Source organism: Janthinobacterium sp. RA13 (assembly GCF_000745325.1).
Lineage (GTDB): Bacteria > Pseudomonadota > Gammaproteobacteria > Burkholderiales > Burkholderiaceae_D > Janthinobacterium > Janthinobacterium rivuli.
The window spans coordinates 5,428,962-5,447,499 of record NZ_JQNP01000001.1 but is presented as its reverse complement, the minus strand read 5'-3'; the positions used below and the strand labels follow the sequence as shown (position 1 = coordinate 5,447,499).

General features: G+C 62.8%; 18 protein-coding genes and 1 tRNA gene. 11 read left to right on the top strand and 8 right to left on the bottom strand.

Translation table 11 applies throughout. The annotated features are described in order from the left end of the window. Window positions 1-5: 5 nt before the first annotated feature. Both arsC and FG13_RS24155 read right to left on the bottom strand, forming a co-directional pair. Entirely contained in the window at window positions 6-428 is a 423-nt protein-coding gene (gene arsC, locus FG13_RS24160; protein ID WP_035825084.1) for an arsenate reductase (glutaredoxin), read from the bottom strand. Window positions 429-441: 13 nt separating this feature from the next. Next, complete coding sequence (locus FG13_RS24155; protein WP_200880310.1) at window positions 442-795, bottom strand: ArsR/SmtB family transcription factor; 354 nt, start codon at window positions 793-795, stop codon at window positions 442-444. Window positions 796-916: 121 nt separating this feature from the next. On the opposite strand from FG13_RS24155, the gene FG13_RS24150 reads away from it, so the two are divergent. The 10 genes from FG13_RS24150 to FG13_RS24105 all read left to right on the top strand — a co-directional run bounded on the left by FG13_RS24150 (window position 917) and on the right by FG13_RS24105 (window position 11,962). Further along, a complete protein-coding gene (locus FG13_RS24150) occupies window positions 917-3,010 on the top strand; it encodes an AsmA family protein (protein ID WP_035825083.1) in 2,094 nt (697 codons plus the stop codon). Window positions 3,011-3,064: 54 nt separating this feature from the next. Then, window positions 3,065-3,141 (top strand) — tRNA-Pro (locus FG13_RS24145). 819 nt (window positions 3,142-3,960) lie between these two features. After that, window positions 3,961-4,995: a glycosyltransferase gene (locus tag FG13_RS24140; protein WP_152598850.1), complete on the top strand. Its 1,035-nt coding sequence runs from the start codon at window positions 3,961-3,963 to the stop codon at window positions 4,993-4,995. A gap of 17 nt (window positions 4,996-5,012) precedes the next feature. Then, window positions 5,013-6,005 (top strand): hypothetical protein, encoded by a 993-nt coding sequence (locus tag FG13_RS24135; RefSeq protein ID WP_035825081.1) that lies wholly within the window; start codon window positions 5,013-5,015, stop codon window positions 6,003-6,005. Window positions 6,006-6,060: 55 nt separating this feature from the next. Further along, window positions 6,061-6,720, top strand: a complete 660-nt coding sequence (locus FG13_RS24130) for a ferritin-like domain-containing protein (RefSeq protein WP_235211797.1) — start codon at window positions 6,061-6,063, stop codon at window positions 6,718-6,720. Then, window positions 6,717-7,835 (top strand): hypothetical protein, encoded by a 1,119-nt coding sequence (locus tag FG13_RS24125; protein ID WP_035825076.1) that lies wholly within the window; start codon window positions 6,717-6,719, stop codon window positions 7,833-7,835. Before FG13_RS24130 ends, FG13_RS24125 begins: the two co-directional genes overlap by 4 nt. Before the next feature lie 10 nt (window positions 7,836-7,845). Further along, a complete protein-coding gene (locus tag FG13_RS24120) occupies window positions 7,846-8,766 on the top strand; it encodes a fatty acid desaturase family protein (RefSeq protein WP_035825073.1) in 921 nt (306 codons plus the stop codon). A gap of 271 nt (window positions 8,767-9,037) precedes the next feature. Further along, entirely contained in the window at window positions 9,038-9,397 is a 360-nt protein-coding gene (locus tag FG13_RS24115; protein WP_035825071.1) for a hypothetical protein, read from the top strand. Between the two features lie 212 nt (window positions 9,398-9,609). Further along, window positions 9,610-11,004, top strand: a complete 1,395-nt coding sequence (locus tag FG13_RS24110; protein WP_035825070.1) for a GntP family permease — start codon at window positions 9,610-9,612, stop codon at window positions 11,002-11,004. Between the two features lie 34 nt (window positions 11,005-11,038). Further along, window positions 11,039-11,962 (top strand): Na/Pi cotransporter family protein, encoded by a 924-nt coding sequence (locus tag FG13_RS24105; RefSeq protein ID WP_051959398.1) that lies wholly within the window; start codon window positions 11,039-11,041, stop codon window positions 11,960-11,962. A 2-nt stretch (window positions 11,963-11,964) separates the two neighbouring features. Here the strand turns inward: FG13_RS24105 and FG13_RS24100 are convergent, their stop codons facing one another. The 4 genes from FG13_RS24100 to FG13_RS24085 all read right to left on the bottom strand — a co-directional run bounded on the left by FG13_RS24100 (window position 11,965) and on the right by FG13_RS24085 (window position 15,729). Then, the gene (locus FG13_RS24100) at window positions 11,965-13,362 is read right to left on the bottom strand and encodes a sodium:solute symporter family protein (RefSeq protein WP_035825068.1); all 1,398 of its coding nucleotides are present in this window, start codon (window positions 13,360-13,362) and stop codon (window positions 11,965-11,967) included. A 138-nt stretch (window positions 13,363-13,500) separates the two neighbouring features. Beyond that, entirely contained in the window at window positions 13,501-14,298 is a 798-nt protein-coding gene (gene pcaD, locus FG13_RS24095; RefSeq protein WP_035825066.1) for a 3-oxoadipate enol-lactonase, read from the bottom strand. An 11-nt stretch (window positions 14,299-14,309) separates the two neighbouring features. Next, on the bottom strand, window positions 14,310-14,600 hold the full coding sequence (catC, locus tag FG13_RS24090) for a muconolactone Delta-isomerase (RefSeq protein ID WP_035825063.1): 291 nt from the start codon (window positions 14,598-14,600) through the stop codon (window positions 14,310-14,312). 19 nt (window positions 14,601-14,619) lie between these two features. Next, on the bottom strand, window positions 14,620-15,729 hold the full coding sequence (locus tag FG13_RS24085; RefSeq protein WP_035825060.1) for a muconate/chloromuconate family cycloisomerase: 1,110 nt from the start codon (window positions 15,727-15,729) through the stop codon (window positions 14,620-14,622). A 102-nt stretch (window positions 15,730-15,831) separates the two neighbouring features. Between FG13_RS24085 and FG13_RS24080 the strand changes: the two genes are divergently transcribed. Next, complete coding sequence (locus FG13_RS24080; RefSeq protein ID WP_035828665.1) at window positions 15,832-16,746, top strand: LysR family transcriptional regulator; 915 nt, start codon at window positions 15,832-15,834, stop codon at window positions 16,744-16,746. A 6-nt stretch (window positions 16,747-16,752) separates the two neighbouring features. Here the strand turns inward: FG13_RS24080 and FG13_RS24075 are convergent, their stop codons facing one another. Together FG13_RS24075 and FG13_RS24070 are read right to left on the bottom strand one after the other, a co-directional pair. After that, entirely contained in the window at window positions 16,753-17,136 is a 384-nt protein-coding gene (locus FG13_RS24075; protein ID WP_035825058.1) for a hypothetical protein, read from the bottom strand. 56 nt (window positions 17,137-17,192) lie between these two features. Then, complete coding sequence (locus tag FG13_RS24070) at window positions 17,193-18,533, bottom strand: PepSY-associated TM helix domain-containing protein (protein WP_035828664.1); 1,341 nt, start codon at window positions 18,531-18,533, stop codon at window positions 17,193-17,195. Window positions 18,534-18,538 lie beyond the last annotated feature (5 nt).

Here is an 18,538-nt window from a genome sequence, read left to right as displayed (position 1 = left end):
TTTTTTTATTTCACAGGCTTGCCATCGGCGCCGACCACGGCCTGGCCGTCTTCCTTGGCAAACGCGCCTTGCTGCGGCAGCGGCAATATCTCCAGCACTTTTTCCGACGGCCGGCACAGGCGCACGCCCAGTTGCGTGACGACGATGGGGCGGTTGATCAAGATAGGATGGGCTTGCATGGCGTCCAGCAGGACCACATCGCTGAGCTCAGGATTGGCCAGGCCCAGTTCGTCGTACAGGGCACCCTTGTCACGCATCGCCGCGCGCACGGACAAACCCGCGCGTGCGATCATGTCGACCAGCTCTTCACGCGAAGGCGGATGCTTGACGTAATCGATGATGACGGGCTCGACGCCCGTGTTGCGGATCAGGGCCAAGGTATTGCGCGAGGTGCCGCAGGCCGTGTTGTGATAGATCGTGATCGTCATGTCGTGATGTCCTTCAGTTAGTGGGTTCGCTGACGCAACAAGGCGCGCCAGCGCAGCAGTTCTCGGTCAAAAAGGCCAGCAAGCCGTTCATGCCCGCATAATTGGCGGCATAGATGATGGAGCGCCCCGCCTTGCTTGCCGTCACCAGATTGGCATGCGCCAGTTCTTTCAGGTGAAACGACAGCGACGAGGGCGCGATCGCCAGCGCTTCGGCGATTTTCGTCGCCGCCATGCCTTCCGGCCCCGCTTGCACCAGCAGGCGGAACACGGCCAGCCGCGATTCCTGTGCCAGCGCAGCCAGGGCTGCGATGGCGGCCGCACTCGTCAATGGCGCAGTTTGCGTTGCGATTGTCTTTTCATTTTCCATATTTCAATAATAGTCGAATTATTGAATCGTTTCAAGCGACACCTCTTACGTAACCCAGCGCACCGACTGTCATGGTCTATCGGTCTATCTTGAAGAAAAAATCACTGCGATTGGCATCCCCATGACACGCTCAACCCCGCTCAAAATCCTCGGCTGGAGCCTGGCCGCCCTGCTGGCCCTGATCGCCATCGTGGTCATCTTCGTGCTGACCTTCGACTGGAACCGCGCCCGCCCCTACATCAACGAGAAGGTGTCGGAAAGCACGGGCCGTACCTTCGTCATCGGCGGCGATCTGCAGGTGAAATGGCAGCAGGGCCTGAAAACGGAACCGGGCTGGCGCCGCTACGTGCCGCGCCCCGTCATCAGCGCGCAGGACGTGCGCATGAGCAACCCGGACTGGGCGACGGCCGGCCCGCAACTGGCCAGCGCGAAACGCATCGACGTGGCCATCCATCCCTTGCCCCTGTTGCAGCATCGCGTGGTGCTGACAGACCTGGCGCTAGCCTCTCCCAACATTGCCCTGCAGCGGCGCGCCGATGGCAGCAACAGCTGGACCTTGAAAGACAACGGCCCTTCGGCATGGGACGTGGAAATCCAGCGCATGGCCTTCGGCGACGGCGTCATCCGCTACCTCGACGAAGGCATCGCGCTGGACGTGCACGCCAAGGTCAGCTCGACGGCGCCCGACGCCACGCCGGGCGATGCGCCAGGCAACGCTCCCGTGCAGAAATACGGCATCGCCTTCACCTTGGGCGGCAGCTACCGCAAGGCACCCGTGACGGGCGGCGGCAAGGCCGGCGCGGTGCTGTCCTTGACCGACAACAACACCGTGTATCCCGTGCAGGCGCATGCCGTGCTGGGCAAGAACAAGGCCAGCATCGACGGCACCTTGACGGATCCACGCTCATTGTCGGGCATCGATTTGCAGCTGAGCCTGGCCGGCGCCAGCATGGCCGACCTGTATCCGCTGACGGGCGTACTGCTGCCGGAAACGCCGGACTACGCGACCAAGGGCCGCCTGCTGGGCAAGAAGGACGGCGCCAGCTGGAACTGGACCTATCAAAACTTCAAGGGCACGGTGGGCCAGAGCGACCTGGCTGGCACCCTGCAATATTTGCCGCGCCAGCCGCGCCCCCTGCTGCGCGGCGAAGTGACGTCGCAGCAACTGCGCCTGGAAGACCTGGGCCCCACCATCGGCGCCGACAGCAATGCGCGGAAACAGGCGCGCGGCAAGGCGCCCGTGCAACCCGATAACAAAGCCTTGCCCGTGGAACAGTTCAACACGGCCAAATGGAATGCGCTCGACGCCGACGTGAAATTCACGGGCAAGAAACTGGTGCGCACGCACGATATCCCGCTCAACAATGTCGTTGCCAACATCCACATGAAAGACAAGGTGCTGAGTTTGACGCCGCTCAACTTCGGCATGGCCGGCGGCGACATCACCTCGAACATCACGCTCGATGGCCGCCAAAAAACCATCGCCGCGCAAGCCAAGGTGGCGGCGCGCCACCTCAAGATACGCGAACTGTTTCCCAAGCTGCAATCGATGCAGGCGAGCTTCGGCGAAGTGTATGGCGATGCGGCGCTGACGGGCCACGGCAATTCCGTCTCGGCCATGCTGGCCAGCGCGAATGGCGAACTGGCAGCCACCGTCAGCGAAGGTTCCGTCAGCCAGTTCATGCTGGAGCTGGCGGGCCTTAACCTGGCCAACGCCGTCTTCGTGAAAATCTTTGGCGACAAGCAAGTGCACCTGAACTGCCTGGCCAGCGACTTCGCCGTGACGAATGGCCAGGCCGACGTGCGCCGCTTCGTGCTCGACACGGACACGGCCGTGGTAAATGTCACGGGCAACGTCAACCTGGCCACCGAAACCCTGGACCTCGACGTGCGCCCCCGTACCAAGGGCGCCCGCATCATCACGCTGCGCACGCCGCTGTACGCAAAAGGCACGTTCAAGAACCCGGACGTGGGCCCGCAAAAAGGCCCGCTGGCCCTGAAAGCCGGCGCCGCCGTAGCCTTGGCCACCGCCGTCACGCCGCTGGCCGCCCTGCTGCCGCTGGTCAACGTCGACAAAGCCCCCGACACGGACTGCGCCGCCGTCATGGCACAAGCCAACGCCACCCGCAAAGCCCCGACTTCGCCGGCAACGAATGCACCAGCGAAAAAAGTCAGCGAAGCGGAAATCAAGAAGGCGCAGCAGGAAAAGAAATAGAGGTTGATGCAGCCGCTTGAAACCCGCCCCGCCATCTGCTGTAATAAAGGAAAGCGGGGTGTGGCTCAGCCTGGTAGAGCGCTGCGTTCGGGACGCAGAGGCCGGAGGTTCGAATCCTCTCACCCCGACCAAATTTCTTTTTTGCAAATCAAGAACTTAGAAAAGCCACAGCTACTGGGCTTTGTCATTTTTAGTCCGTTAGTGGCAAATTAGCGTAGCTGTTCGGTGTTCCACTTCTAGTATCGGTTCGCCGTGGCCGCCGACAAACGGCAGATTGGCTGGCCCGAGGCGGCATGTTCGTCGCGTCGAGCACAAGGCTCGTTTCGCCCTCTTGCATGGTTCTGACTCCTTGAATTGATGGAGCCCGATTCTGGATGCCAAATGATCAGCAATGAAAAATGGGAGTAAGTAGCGCACTTGCGTACAATTTCCTGAATTGGCATGATGAAGTTGTTTCATAGTAGTTTGACACAGAGCTCTGACCGTCCACTCGAACGAGCCCAACAGGTTCATCAGCAGCGCGACACAACGCATAAACAATCTCAACTGGAATCCCCAGGCTCGGTCTGGCCGGAATCGCACCCAGCGCCAATCGGCCGACTTCGACTGATAGTCGTGGAGGCAAACATTGCCAGGTCAACAGCACTGCATCAGCCTGCTCGAACCAGAATACAGCCGTGAGGACAGGTGTTCCATGATTCACCTCGCCCGCCGTTCGCCAGCATGACGGAAGTAAGCTGATCCCCTAAATACCCCGAAGAAACTAATGATGATATTGTCCAAAAACAAGATGGGTTCGGAACTATCAAAGCAAAATGGCATCTCGGAATAGACAATCCGTACGTCTGCAGCTTGGCTTGGTTAGTAGCCTCATCCGGGCAGAGTTGAGAGGCTGGCCGCGTAACGGTGCGCCGATTTGACCAATTAACGGCCCTCGTCTTGTTTGGGCAATGGAAATCAATATGCCGCATGAACATGTTGCCGCGCGTACCGCCCTGGTATTGGAGACGAATAACCTGCGCGGCGGCGCCGGCTTGGATGCGGCCGGCGCCAGCCTGCTGCATGTGATCGGCCTGCTGGCGCAACAGAGCGTCGCACTAAGCGCACTCGCGCAAGTGATCGTCACGCACGACGGCTTGTGCGAGCGCATTCGCACAAGCGCGGAGCGCCTGGCGGGCCGCGACATCGACTTCGTGCGGATCCATGCCAGCACCGGCTACTACCAGGCCAAGAACGACGGTTTCGACGCCGTCCATGCCGACCGCTGCGACTACGTCTGCTTCGCCGACGCCGACTGCAAGCCCGAACAAGACTGGCTTGAACAGCTGATCGCGCCGCTGACGGACGCAGCGCCACCGGCAGTGGTGGCCGGCCGCACCAGCTACGCTGCCACTGTGGCAGGCACCGCCCTCACCACGATTGACTTCATGTACTTCCCCAGCCAGCTGCAAGCTCGCGCGACGCGCAACTTCTACGCCAACAACGTGGTGTTCTTGCGCGAGCTGTTCGCGCAGCACCGCTATCAGCCACTCGACGGCGTGTACCGCGCGCACTGTCAGGTGCTTGGCCTGCGCCTCCAAGCTGCGGGCGTGGCTCTACACTACGCCGTGCGGGCGCACACCGTGCACAAGCTGCCCGATACCCGCTCCGAGCTGTTCAAATTGCGCTGGATGCGCGGGCAGGACACGCTCGGTCTGACGCCCCACCTGGTGCGCACCTATCTGCCACGGTCCATGCAATGGCTGGCAAATAGCGGCCCTGTCGGACCGCTCTGCGTGCTGACGGCGCGGCTGTGGTACAGCCTGCGCGCACTCAACCATCAGGATGCAACGCCGGTGCGCGGCCTGCGCTGGGTGTCGGCCGTCGTTCTGATCGGGTTTTTTTCCGGGCTGGACATGCTTGGCGCACTGTGCCGGGGCCTCGGCATCCGCAGCGCTGCCGCCGAGGGCGCCGACGCACAATCGCTGTCCTACCATGAACGCTAACCACGGAAAACCCTACCATGACCTTGCACCGTTCCTACACCACTTTGCAATGGGCAGCCCTGAGTTTGCTGGCGCTGACCGGTAGCGCCCGCGCCACCGACCTGGAGGGGCGTGGCGTTCATTATTTTGCATCAGCCAGCGGCTGCCCGCTTCCCGAGGTGAACACGCGTGCCGAGATGTGTAACCGCATCGGCCTCGACGACCAGGCCACCACGGCAGCTGTCGACACCAGCTCGTACCAGATTCACTTCAACAACGCCCGCAGTTATGGCAAAAAGACCATCGTCGGCGATGTGCTGTTGCAAGGCTCGGCACTGGACGAAGCGGGCCGCCGCGTACCGGTCAGCGTCCACCTGATACTGAGTAAATCCGGAGACAGTTGGTCAGTCAGCAGCCATGCGCATACACCGGTCAAGGGGGCATTCAGCGCGGTACGTGTCGACCCCTATCTGGTGGACGTGCCGGCAGCAAGTGGCCGACGTGTGCTGGTATCGTTCGAGCAAGCCACAAAGCTGGTGTCCGATCCCGCCCTGGCCGCGCGCCTGTCCAGCCACCTGGTACAGGTACGTGACAACCGCGGCGCGAAGCCGGGCGATCCCGACATCACCATCGCGCTCGGTGCAGGTAAGGTAGCCAAGCCTGTGATGCGCGCACGGCTGCACAGCGATCCGCTAGGCGCCGGCAACGCCGGCGCCCTGCTGGCGCACGGCACTTGGTCATTCGAGCTCGAAGCGCTGACCGGCAAAATCCCCGACCAAGTGGTCCAGCGCGAACTGTTCCTGTACGGCCTGAGCGACCACCCGCTGCTCAAGCCGATGATGAAGCGTGGCTTCGCCGCGCGCGACAAGCTGACCATCGGCGCCGTGCACGGCCAGGGCTACCTGCGTTACGGCGACCAGCAACAGGCCTTTGCCGGGGCCGGCAATGCGGCGGCGGCTTTCCTGCAGCAAAGCTTTATCGGGCTCGTGCTGGGCAATCAGCTGGCGGCGGGCGATGCGCTTGCACGCTGATGGATGGCCGCTGCCGGCCCGCTTGGCAGCGCCGCCACTATGCGGCTTGCCGGCCATGCAGGCGCGCTGGGTCGACCGCATCAAGCGTGCCGCCCTGCGCCAACTGCATGCCAGCGTGGCCGGTGAACGGCTGCTGTTGCGTATCTACCTGATAGGCGAGGAGGCCAGCGAAATCGCGCTGCAGTCTGACCTGCTGGGCCAGCCGCCGGCCTGGCTGGCGCGACAAATGGAAAAGCACCTGGCGGACGAACGGCGTCATGCTTCGCTGTTTGCGGCTGCGCTAACGGCGCGGGGCGGGATAGCGCCGGTGCCTTTGTCCGCGCGCCCCGATGCGCTCACCCTACGCAAGATCGCGCAATGGCGCACACTCGCGCATCGCTACAGTAGCAGCTTTTCCGCAGGCCACCTCATCCCGGCGTTCGCTATCGGCTTGTGCGCCGAACAGACGTTCACCCGCGTTCTGCGGCGCCATTGCGCGCTGATTGGCGCAGTTCATCCGCTATATCCCCTGTTGGTTGGTGTGCTGTGCGATGAAGACCGCCACGTTCGCTTGTGCCAGCATACGCTGGCACGTCTGGTGCTGCCGTCCGAACACGGGAGCCTGGCATCGCTGCTCGATGAGATTCGCGCCATCGATCGTGCCTGGGGCGTCTCCAGCGCGCTCATCATGTATCTGGCCGGCGCCGCGTTGCGGCTGTGGCCCGCACGTCCATGAACACCATCAAGGTGACCTATCTGGCAACGGCCGACGCCCGCGGTCACCTGATGCGCGCGCAACTACTCACGCATGCGTTGCGCGAATACGGCGCCGATGTCGATGTACTGACCACATCGGACGAAGGCGTCGCTTTCCTGGCCGGATTCGGCATCACTGCGCAAGTGCTGTCGCGCCACTACGCAGTCCAGTTTGACACCCGGCAAAACATGCTGTCCGCAGAAACCGACGCAAATATCGCCAACTATCTGTTTCGACCGTCGCGGATGTGCCGCGACATGATGCAACTACGCATCGCTCTGCGCAGCGCGGACTTAATCATCAACGACTCATTTCACCCGGCATTGCTGTTCATGGGCTGCATGCCGGCATGGCGGGGCAAGGTGGTACACATCTACGGCACCAGCTTGCGGCAGGCGGTTCAAAACAATTTTTCCGGGCGACTACCAGCTATCCTCTCACGCCTGTTCCATCGCATCGTCGGATGGCAGATCAACGCCAGCTTAGCGCGCATTGAGCACGACTTCAGCTACGAGGCGACTTGCGACGGCGCCACATTCCGCCTGCCGACTCCGGTCGTTGTGGCCGCGCTGTTTGACGCCGCAGTGCCGCGCGTGCAGGCAAGCGCAGCCGTCTACCTCAATCCCCATTTCCGCGACCCCTGCCTGGCCGATGGGATCGAAACCGGCTTGCTCCTCGCCGGCATGCACGCAACGCTGGTCGGCGAGGGCTATGCCGGACGCGCGCGATGGAAGGCGCAGGACGCCGACTGGGTGCGGCAAGCTGCCGCCAGCAACCTGATCGTCTCGGCACCCGGCATGGCGGCGTTGTCGGTGGCACTGGTCTACGGTCGGCCCATCGTTCTGGTGCTAACCGAGCAGCCGGAGCAGAAAATCAACGCAGCGCGCGCGGCGGCGCTGGGGCTGGCGCATCGCATCGTCGTCTGGCGCGGCGACGCGCCAACGTTCGCCCAAGACCTGTGCAGCGCGTGCGCCGATCTGCTACAAAGCGCCCCCACCTTGCCTGCGCCGGACGGCCGCGCGGTAGCCGGCGCACGCCTGCAGAGCTGGGTAGCGGTGCTGTACGAGCTGGCCGCGCGGTCTGTCCACCGATGAGGCGTCCATCATGAGGCCCCCATTACCGGCGCATCTCACAACGATCAGCAATCCGCGCGCACTACTCGCCGTCGCGCTTGACTGGGCGCTGATTGCTGCCTGCTTCGCCGCGGCTATCCGCTTTCCCTATCCGCTGGTGTTCCTGCTAAGCGCGGTCCTGGTCGCCCGCACCCAGCTCGCGCTAGCCGTTCTGATGCATGAAAGCGCTCACGGTACCCTGCTGTCGCATCGGCACCTGAACGACATCGCAGGCCAACTGTTCGCGGCAGCGCCACTTCTGCTGGTGATGGATTTTTATCGCAGCGGCCACTTGCAGCATCACCGTGCACCGATGGTAGCCGACGATCCGGTCGCCACCATATTCGGCATCGACGACTACCCCGTGACGCGTAGGGAATTGGTGTGGCGTTTGTTCAAAGATGCCACAGGCATTGGATACTTCCTCAGCGCGCGCAATCTGGTGCGCGCCAGGCTGCGTGGCCGCAATCCGCACAAGGCTGCCGGCCACAGCAAGAGGTTCTACGCAATCGCCAGCATCGTTGCGGTACAGGGCGTGATGATCGGCCTGCTCGTGGCGGCAGGACATGCAGCGCTGTATTTCGGGCTTTGGATCTTACCAGCGCTGACCTTGCTACCGCTGTTCGGGCGCATACGCGCGATCACCGAGCACGCGGGCTACCGGGCGTCGGAAGATCAGCGATTCAGTGCGCGTACCGTCGTACGGCGCAGCTGGCAAACTTTTTTCGTCGGACCGCATCGTATCCATTACCATATCGAGCATCATGAATATCCACACGTACCCTTCTATCGCCTGCAGCAGGTGCATGCGCTAATGGCGCAACAAGGCCGCCTGCCGGCGGCCAACTTGTATCGATCGTATGGACAGGTGCTGAGAGACGTCAGCCAACTCAAGCAAATTGCTGAACACTGACCGCATGCTTTGCATTCGAACACGATCAATGTCTGAGCTAAGCGTTGATTTAATTTTGAATACCCTGACGGTGGAGTCGCGCCAAGTGGAATTGCCGCGGCCCGACCATGTCGGCGTATCGGATTTTCTTTGCTTTTCAACGTATAAGCAAGTTCGAATCCTCCCATCCCGGCCAGCATCCTGAAATGCCATCGGCATCCTTCCTTATCTGAATTCGCGTGACAAGTCTGCGTCGCTGGTTGATATAAATTTCTGAGAAGGCGTCCAAGCCATGATGAACCATCCGTCGAAGCAAGCGGCAAGCAAGAAGAAAGCCTATCTCCTTGGACTGCTCACTGGATTTCTCCCGATCCTCGCCTTTTTCCTGCTCCTGATCGATCATCCGACTGAGTTTCTTGGGATATTCACAGGTATCAGCGTGCCACGTTTCAATGACCGGCCACTGAAAATCCCACTTGCATGCCTCGCACTGTGCCTGTTTATTTGGGCATGGGTCAAGCTGGGGAAAACAGGAAGAATCACGATCAGTGAACAGTATGGATTGCTTTTTATTGCGACACTGATTGTCATGGTACGGTTCTTGATTTTTATGCATCAACTAGGGGAGGCATTGAAAGGCATGGCTTGGTAATTAATTCGAAGGAAGTCCAACGGCCGACGCGACGCTTAGACAGGCAGAAGGGCAATTCGAATACTTTTGTCCAGAGTCACTTTACCCCCTTGCTTTCTTGCCCACGCAATCTTCAAGCACCTTTACCTGCGCGTTAGCGTGTGCCCGCGAAGTGTGATATTAATTGAATAATTGATTAATTAAACACCTTCATCGCGCAAGGGCCCAGCCATATGTCTTTCCTGATAGTTCTGGCCGCACTGGCCTTCCTCATGCTGGCCGCCTACCGCGGCTATAGCGTGATCCTGTTTGCGCCCGTCGCCGCGCTCGGTGCCGTGCTGCTGACCGATCCGTCCGCCGTGCCGGCTGTCTTCAGCGGCATCTTCATGGAAAAGATGGTGGGCTTTATCAAGCTGTATTTCCCCGTATTTTTGCTCGGTGCCGTGTTCGGTAAACTAATTGAGCTGTCCGGCTTTTCACAGTCCATCGTCGTGGCCGCCATTCGTTATATCGGCAGTGCGCGCGCGAATGCCGTCATCGTTGCCGTGTGCGCAGCCCTGACGTACGGCGGCGTGTCGCTGTTCGTGGTGGTGTTCGCCGTCTATCCATTTGCTGCTGAACTGTACCGCCAGAGCAATATCCCCAAGCGGCTGATGCCGGGCGCTATCGCCCTGGGCGCGTTTTCCTTCACCATGGATACCTTGCCGGGCACGCCGCAGATCCAGAACATCATCCCCACCACCTTTTTCAATACGACCGGCTGGGCCGCGCCGTGGCTGGGCACGATAGGCGCCGTGCTGACGGTGATCATGGGACTGGCCTTCCTCGAATGGCGCAGGCGCTCCGTCATGGCGACGGGCGAAGGTTATGGGGCCGAGGCCGACAAGGCCACGGCCGACATGGGCGACTTGCCCCATCCGCTGCTGTCGGTGGCGCCTCTGGTGCTGGTCGGTGTGGCCAACTTTGCGCTGACCAAACTGATTCCCCAATGGTACGGCGACAGCTACGTGCTCACCGCCGACGCCCTGCCCGGCTTGCATGCGCCCGTGTCGACGTCGATAGCCTCCGTGACCGGCATCTGGGCCGTGGAAGGCGCCTTGCTACTGGGAATTTTGCTCGTCTGCATTACCGCCTTCGGGCGCATCCGCGCCGCCTTTGCCGAAGGCACCAAGGCGGCCGTGGGCGGCGCCTTGCTGGCGGCCATGAATACGGCATCCGAATACGGCTTTGGCGGCGTCATCGCCGCGCTGCCCGGCTTTCTTGCCGTCAGCAACACCCTGCGCAGCGTGCCCGATCCGCTCGTCAACGCGGCCGTGTCCGTGACGACCCTGGCCGGCATCACGGGCTCGGCCTCGGGCGGCATGAGCATCGCGCTGGCAGCCATGTCGGACAGTTTTATCCAAGCCGCGCAGCAGGCGCACATTCCGCTCGAAGTCATGCACCGCGTGGTGGCCATGGCCAGCGGCGGCATGGATACCTTGCCGCACAATGGCGCCGTGATCACCCTGCTGGCCGTCACGGGCCTCACGCACCGCCAGTCCTACCGCGACATTTTCGGCATCACCGTCATCAAGACGGTAGCCGTGTTTTTAGTGATCGGTATTTACTACCTGACAGGGCTGGTATGATCGCGTCTTCCCCGACGCTCACTCGCACCGCTCCATGAATCATTTCCAGGTATTGATCGCGGCCGTCTCGGCCGTGGTGCTGTTCTTGTACAGCTTGCAAGCTTTCAGCCGTGAACTGCAAGCGATGGGCGGCGCGGGCATGCAAGCCTGGCTGGCCAGGGTCACCACCAACCGCTGGTATGGCTTTCTCGTCGGCGCCATCGCCACGGCGCTGGTGCAGTCAAGCAGCGCCACGACGGCGCTGGCCGTCGCCCTCGTCGATGCGCAGGTGATCAGCTTTGCGGGCAGCCTGGCAATCCTCCTGGGGGCGAATGTCGGCACGACGGCCACGGCCTGGCTGGTGTCGATGAAGCTGACGGGCATCGGCCCGCTGTTCATCATTGCCGGCGCCCTCGTCTCCAGCCTGCCCAGCAAGATACAGGCGCTGGGCAAGGCGGCGTTTTACTTTGGCTTGATCTTCTTCGCCCTGGACCTGATCTCGAGCGAACTCAAGCCGCTGCAGGCGCAACCGTGGTTTGTCGATACCCTGGCGCAGGCGCGCGAACCGTGGATCGCCTTGCTGATGGGCGCGCTATTTACGGCGCTGGTGCAATCGAGCAGCGTATCCACCGGCCTGGCCATCGTGCTGACGCAGCACCAGCTGATCCCGGCCGAAGCGGCCATCGCCATCGTCGTGGGCGCGAATGTCGGCTCTACCTCGACGGCGCTGCTGTCGAGCCTGCAAATGAGCGCCAACGCGCAAGCTACGGCCAAGGCCAACTTCCTGTTCAACCTGGCCGGCGCGCTGGCCTTCTTCCCCTTCATTCCCGCCCTGTCGGACGCCTTGCTGCCGCTGGCAGGCACGGCCGTGGCGGCCGCCCACCTGATTTTCAACCTGTGCGTGGGCCTGTGTTTCCTCGTGTTCCTGCCCTACCTCCAGCCGCGCCTGATGCGCTGGCTGAAGGCGGCTCCCGCCTAAGTCTATTTCACGGCCGGCGCGGTACCCACCGGCTGCGCCGGCTTGAACACATGGCTAATGCCCATGGTCAGCAGCGGACCGGCCAGCGCCAGGTAGGAACTGTCCACGCCGTACGGATTGCCCGCCAGGAACCAGCCAATCGTGGCGATCACCGAGACGATCACGCCGACAAAGGCGCCGCGCGGCGTGCCGAATTTCGGCGCATAAAAGGCCATCAGCACCAGCACGGCCAGCGTGGCGCGCAGGGCCTTGCCCAGGAAGGCGATCATCAGCAGTTTTTCCGCATACAGCGCCAGCACCAGCGGCAGCAGGCCCGCCACGACGATGGCGATGCGCAGGAACATCAGCGATTTCGCGTCGTTCTTCGCCTTGTTATACCAGGGATCATAAAAATCCTTCATGGCCAGGGTGGCCGATGCCAGGGTGGTGGCGGAAATACCGCCGAACAGGGCGCCGGCCAGGCCGACGATCATGATGCTGGCGGAAAACGCCGGCATGTGGGCGATCATCGTGGGAAACGCGTCGATCGACTTCATGCCCGGATACAGTACGGCGCTGCACATGCCGATCAGGGCCGCCATCAGGCCGAACGGGATCATCAGCGACGACACGTAATAGCAGGCGCGCTTGGCCACGGCCGGGTTATCCGTGCTGACCAGCGCCTGGATCACGTATTGCGTGGCGAAGATGGAACCGATGCCGCCGATCATCCAGGCGATGATCTGGCCCCAGCCGATCTCGACCCAGTTGAACATCTTGGCCGGCAATTGCGCCTGCAACTCGCCGATGCCGCCCGTCGCCTCCAGCGCATACGCCAGCGCCAGGATCACGCCCAGGTATTTGACGATGGAATGGGCGAAATTGGTGTACACGACCGAGCGCATGCCGCCCAGGCTGACATAGATCACGGTGATGGCGCCGACCAGCAAGATGGCGACCGTCTTGTTGATGTGCAGCACGGCCGCCAGCACGGCGCCGCCGCTCGCATACAGGGCCACGGCAACGATGCTCAGCGCGACGATGGTGAGGATGGACGCCGCATAGCGCACTGGCTCGCCATACGTTTGCGCCAGGATGCCGGAAATCGTCGACTGCCCGCTTTCCTTGTATTTTTTCACCAGCACGATGGCAAGCAGGAAAAAGCCCAGCGACAGCGCCACCAGATTCCACGCGGCGGAAATGCCCAGTTCATAGCCCTTCTGGGCCGTGCCGATGCTGACGGAGCTGCCGATGAATTCCGACAACAAGAGCGCCCCGATCAGGAAGGCGGGATAATTGCGCCCGCCCGCCGTCATGCCCTCGGCGCTGTTGGCATGCTTGCGCACGCTATAGGTAATGTACGACATGAGGGCGAAATAGCCCACCGTGACCGCGGCGATGATGATCAATCTGTTTTCCATCCGTCTACTCCAAGTCTGCTTTTCTTATTATTATTTTTCAAGAAAGCCTCCCCTGCCGCATGCCGCATGCCAGTCTTGCCGGCGACGCTGCTCAGGGGAAAACCACATTCCCGCCGTACCGATACGGTACAGCAAGCCTCACACTAAAAAAGTCCGCAATTGTTCTGTAAACAAGTCCGCCGCTTCGATATTCGAGATATGCGAAGCGGGCAGGCTGGCCAGGCGGGCGCCCGCGATCTGCTGCTGCAGCCAGCGCCCGTCGTCGATGGTGGTCACGGGATCGTGCTCGCCCGCGATGATCAGGGTCGGCACGGCGATCGTGCCGACGGCGTCGTGCAAATCCGTCTGGGCCAGCACGTCGCAGCAGGCCGCGTAACCGCTCGCATCCTGGCGCAGCAAAATGCCGGCCAGGCGCGCCACCGTGTCCGCTTCGCGTTCGATGAACTGCGGCGTGAACCAGCGCGCGGCCGCGCTCTCGGCCACCGCGGCCATGCCGTCGCGGCGCACCTGCTCCGCCCGCAACTGCCACGGCGCGGCGCCGCCGATGCGCGCCGCCGTATTCGCCAGCACGAGGTGCGTCAAGCGCCGCGGCTGGTGTATGCCCAGCCACTGGCCCGTCAAACCGCCCATGGAAATGCCGCAGAAGGCGGCGCGTTCGATATCAAGATGGTCGAGCAGCGCCACCACGTCCTGCCCCAGCCGTTCGATGCCGAATGGCGCGCCGCCGCTGGCCGACTGGCCATGGCCACGCGTATCGTAGCGCACGACAAAAAATTCGTCGCTCAGCGCGGCCGCCTGCGCCTCCCACATGGACAGGTCCGTGCCGAGGGAATTCGACAGGACCAGGCAAGGCTTGCGGCGCTCGCCATCCGTGCGGTAATGCAGGCGAATACCGTCCACCGAGCACGTTTTCCCCACAATATCGTTGCCTATCATTGCATGTCTCCTCAGGAATCGTCGTCGCGCACGGACGAGGGATGGCGGCACAGCGGCATCACGTCGATCTGCATGTAGGGGAAAAGCGGCAAGGAAGTGAGCAAGTTGTGCAGCTCGTCCACGCTGTCCACGTCGAAGACGCTGACGTTGGCGTACTGACCGGCGATGCGCCACAGGTGGCGCCACTTGCCCTCGTGCTGCAGACGCTGCGCCAGTGCCTTTTCCGTTTGCTTGAGCTGCGCCGCCTGCTCGGCGGGCATGCTCAATGGCAGATTCACGTTCATGCGTACATGGAATAACATGGTTTCTCCCTTGACTGACTTATTGACGCTGCATGACGCGCAGCTTGTCCATATCGATCTCGACGCCCAGGCCCGGCCCTGTCGGCACCTGCAGCATGAAGTCGCGGTACACGAGCGGCTCGCGCAAGACTTCCTGCGTCAGCAGCAGTGGCCCGAACAGCTCCGTGCCCCAGGCCAGTTCCGCGAACGTGGAGCACACGTGGGCCGTGGCGGCCGTGCCGATCCCGCCTTCGAGCATGGTGCCGCCGTACAGGCCCACGCCGGCCAGACGCGCCACGGTGGCCACTTCCAGCGCCGGCAGCAAGCCGCCCGACTGGGTGATTTTCACGGCATACACGTCGGCCGCATCGGCTTGCGCCAGCGCCAGCGCATCGGCCGGGCCATGCAAGGCTTCATCGGCCATAATGGCCACGTCGAAACGCTGCTTCAGGCGCGCCAGCGCGGCGCGGTTGCCCGCCTTGACGGGTTGCTCGATCAGGTCGACGCCGCCCGCTTCCAGTGCGGCGATACCGCGCACGGCGTCCGTCTCGCTCCAGGCCTGGTTGACGTCGACGCGCACGCTGGCCCGTTCGCCCAGCGCACGCTTGATCTCCAGCACGTGGGCCACGTCATCCATCACGTCGCGCAGACCGATCTTCAACTTGAAGATGCGGTGGCGGCGCAGTTCCAGCATCTTTTCGCCTTCGGCGATATCGCGCGCCGTGTCGCCGCTGGCCAGCACCCAGGCCACGGGCAGCGCATCGCGCACGCGGCCGCCCAGCAGTTCCGACAGCGGCACGTTCAGGCGGCGCGCCTGCGCGTCCAGCAGGGCCGTTTCGATCGCGCACTTGGCGAAGCGGTTGCCCTGGATGACCTTGCGCACCCTGGCCATCGCCTTGGCCACTTCGCTCGCTTCCATGCCGACCAGCAGCGGCGCGATATAGGTGTCGATATTCGTCTTGATGCTTTCCGGGCTTTCGCCACCGTAGCCCAAGCCGCCGATGGTGGTGGCCTCGCCCCAGCCCGTGATGCCGTCGGCGCAGCGCAGCCGCACCAGCACCAGGGTCTGCGTATTCATGGTGGCGACCGACATGCGGTGCGGTCGAATGGTAGGCACATCGACCAGGTAGGTCTCGATATTTTGAATCATATTTATTCCGTATAATTCTGTGGAGTGGTGACACGATATGCCCCGAATCTCCCCACGTCCAACACCGAGTTGGTATCAAACCTATACCTGAAAGGTATGAAGATGGAATTACGGCACTTGCGCTACTTTGTTGCGGTCGCGGAGGAAAGGAACTTCACGCGGGCCGCCGCGCGCCTGCACATCGCGCAGCCGCCGCTGAGCCGGCAGATGCAGCAGCTCGAAGAAATACTGGGCGTGGCGCTGATCGAAAAGGGGTCACGGCCGCTGCGGCTGACGGAAGCGGGCGAGTTTTTCCTCGCCCATGCGCGGCCCCTGCTCGACCAGGTGCGCGACCTGCAGGCGATGACACAGCGTGTCGGCAAGCTGGAACGCACGCTGTCGATCGGCTTTGTCGCCTCGACCCTGTATGGGGAGTTACCCGACATCGTGCACCGCTTTTGCGAGCGTCATCCCGAGGTCGACGTGAGCCTGCATGAAATGACGACGGTGCAGCAGTTGAAGGCCCTGAAGGAAGGCCGCATCGACGTGGGATTCGGACGATTGAAAAGCGAGGACCCCAGCATCCGCCGCATCCTGCTGCGCGAAGAGCGCTTGGTGGTGGCCCTGCCGCCGGGCCACCGGCTGGCGAAGGGGGAAGGCGGATTGCGCCTGACTGACCTGGTCCACGAAACCCTGCTCGTGTATCCGAAAGCGCCCCGCCCCAGCTTTGCCGACCAGGTGCTGGCCATGTTCAGCGAAGGCAATGTCACGCCCGGCCCCGTCACGGAAGTGCGCGAGCTGCAGATTTCCATGGGCCTGGTGGCGGCTGGCCAGGGCATTTCCATCGTGCCGGAAAGCGTGCAGGCCATGCATCACCGGAACGTCGTGTACCGCAAGCTGGACGACAAGCACGCGTTCTCGCCCATTTTATTCAGCATGCGGCATATGGACCGCTCGCCGGAACTGGAAAACCTCCTCGCTGCCGTGTACTCGATCTACGATGAACACGGCATCGCGCACGTCAAGGAAAGCCTGTAGCCGTCACTACGCGGCGTCGGCCAGCAATGCCGGGCGCAGCGCGCGGATGCGCAGCTCCGTAAAATAGCCGCCCGCCTCGTTGTAGCGCAGGTAGTGGCGGCCGCAGTTCAGGCAGCGGGCCACCTGGCTCAGGTTCGCGGGATAGTAGCGCGGGGCGATGGGCGCGTCCACGCTGTCATAGCGCGTGCCGTGCGGGTGGTATTCGGCAAACGTCGGTTCTTCGTACGGGTCTTCGCGCAGGGTGCCGACTTCTTCAAAGCGGTCCAGCTCCAGCGAAGTGGGAAGGCGCTGCCAGGCGTCCAGCGGGACGGCGCAGCAGCTGCATTTTTTGGTCACCAGCGCCGACGCGGCGGCCAGTGCGGACAAGGCGGGAAAGTCGATGAATACCATGTTCAGCCGTTACAAGGGGGCGGCCCATGGCAACGAGCCTGGCCGCACCCCTTATTCTAGCGCAGTCGCACCCTGCCGATACGCGCACCGCATTTCGCCAGGAGCAGCTCCAGCAACAACAGCATGCCGCCGGAAACGAGCAGCAGCGGCATCAGCGCGCACATGCCGGCCGCCGCCAGCCAGGCCAGCATGGAAGGCGAGGTCCAGGCGCCCGGCAGCAGCTTAGGCAAACCCAGCGAGCCTGGCAAGCGCCGCTTGAAAAACATCACCCAGCCCGACACCAGCGAGAACAGCACGCTGGCGCCGAACAGCAGCAGCAAGGCCTGGTTCCACCAGCCAAATTCGCCGCGGTGGAATGGAATGCCGATGGCCGTGGCCTTGCCGAACGCCGTCTGCGCTTCCCAGCCCGCATAGTACAAAGGCTTGCCGCTGTAGGCATCGAATTGCAGATCGAAGCGCAAGGTGGGCTGGCTGCGGTCGGCCATGGTGGCGCGCCACACATCGTCCTGGCTGGCCGGCGCCGTCAGCTGCACGGCGATGGCGGGCGCATGGCTGCGCGCCACTTGCCACGCATCCTGCCAGTCGAGCGGAGCGCCCGCCTCGGCCGAATGCAAGCCGCGCGGCACGGGCGGCGGCGCCTGGCCGCTGACGTCGCGCAGCGCGCGGATGCGCCCGCCCGCCTGCTGGCTCCACGTCAGCCCCGTCGTCAGGATCACGACGCTGACGATACCGAGCGCCACACCGAGAAACGCATGCCACTGGCGCCAGCCATTGCGGCCCCGCGCGCCCCGTTTTGGCAAGCCCGATTGGGCGCCGCGCGGCCACCACAGCACCACGCCCGTCACCAGCATCACCATCAGCCAGCTGGCGGCCAGTTCGATCATCCAGCGCCAGCCATCGTTTTGCAGCAAACGCGAATGCAGCTTTTTCGCCCAGTTGCCGAAGCGCTCGCTGCTGGCCAGGCTGCCCAGCACACGCGCGTCATACGGATTCACATACACGATGATGGCTTGCGCGGGCAGGCCAAACTTCGGCTTGGCCGGCGCGGCATGTCCGCCATGGCCCGCATGTTCATCCTGCGCGCCGCCGGGCGGCGCAAAAGCCACCTGCACCGCGTCATCCGGTTGAAACGGCGGCACCACGTGCTGCACCGTCCAGCCGCGCGACGCGGCCCGTTCGGCCGCCGTCACGGCGGCGTCCAGCGGCAGCATCGAGTCCTGCGGCGCCACATGATCGAGGTGCTGGTACAGCCTGGCCTCGATCTGCGGCGTGAACACATACAACATGCCCGTCAGGGTGGCCACCAGGGCAAACGGCGAGGCGATCAGCGCGGCCCAGAAGTGGATGCGCCAGTACAGGCTTTTACGCCGCGCGATGAGAAAGGTGAAATCGTCCATGGCCA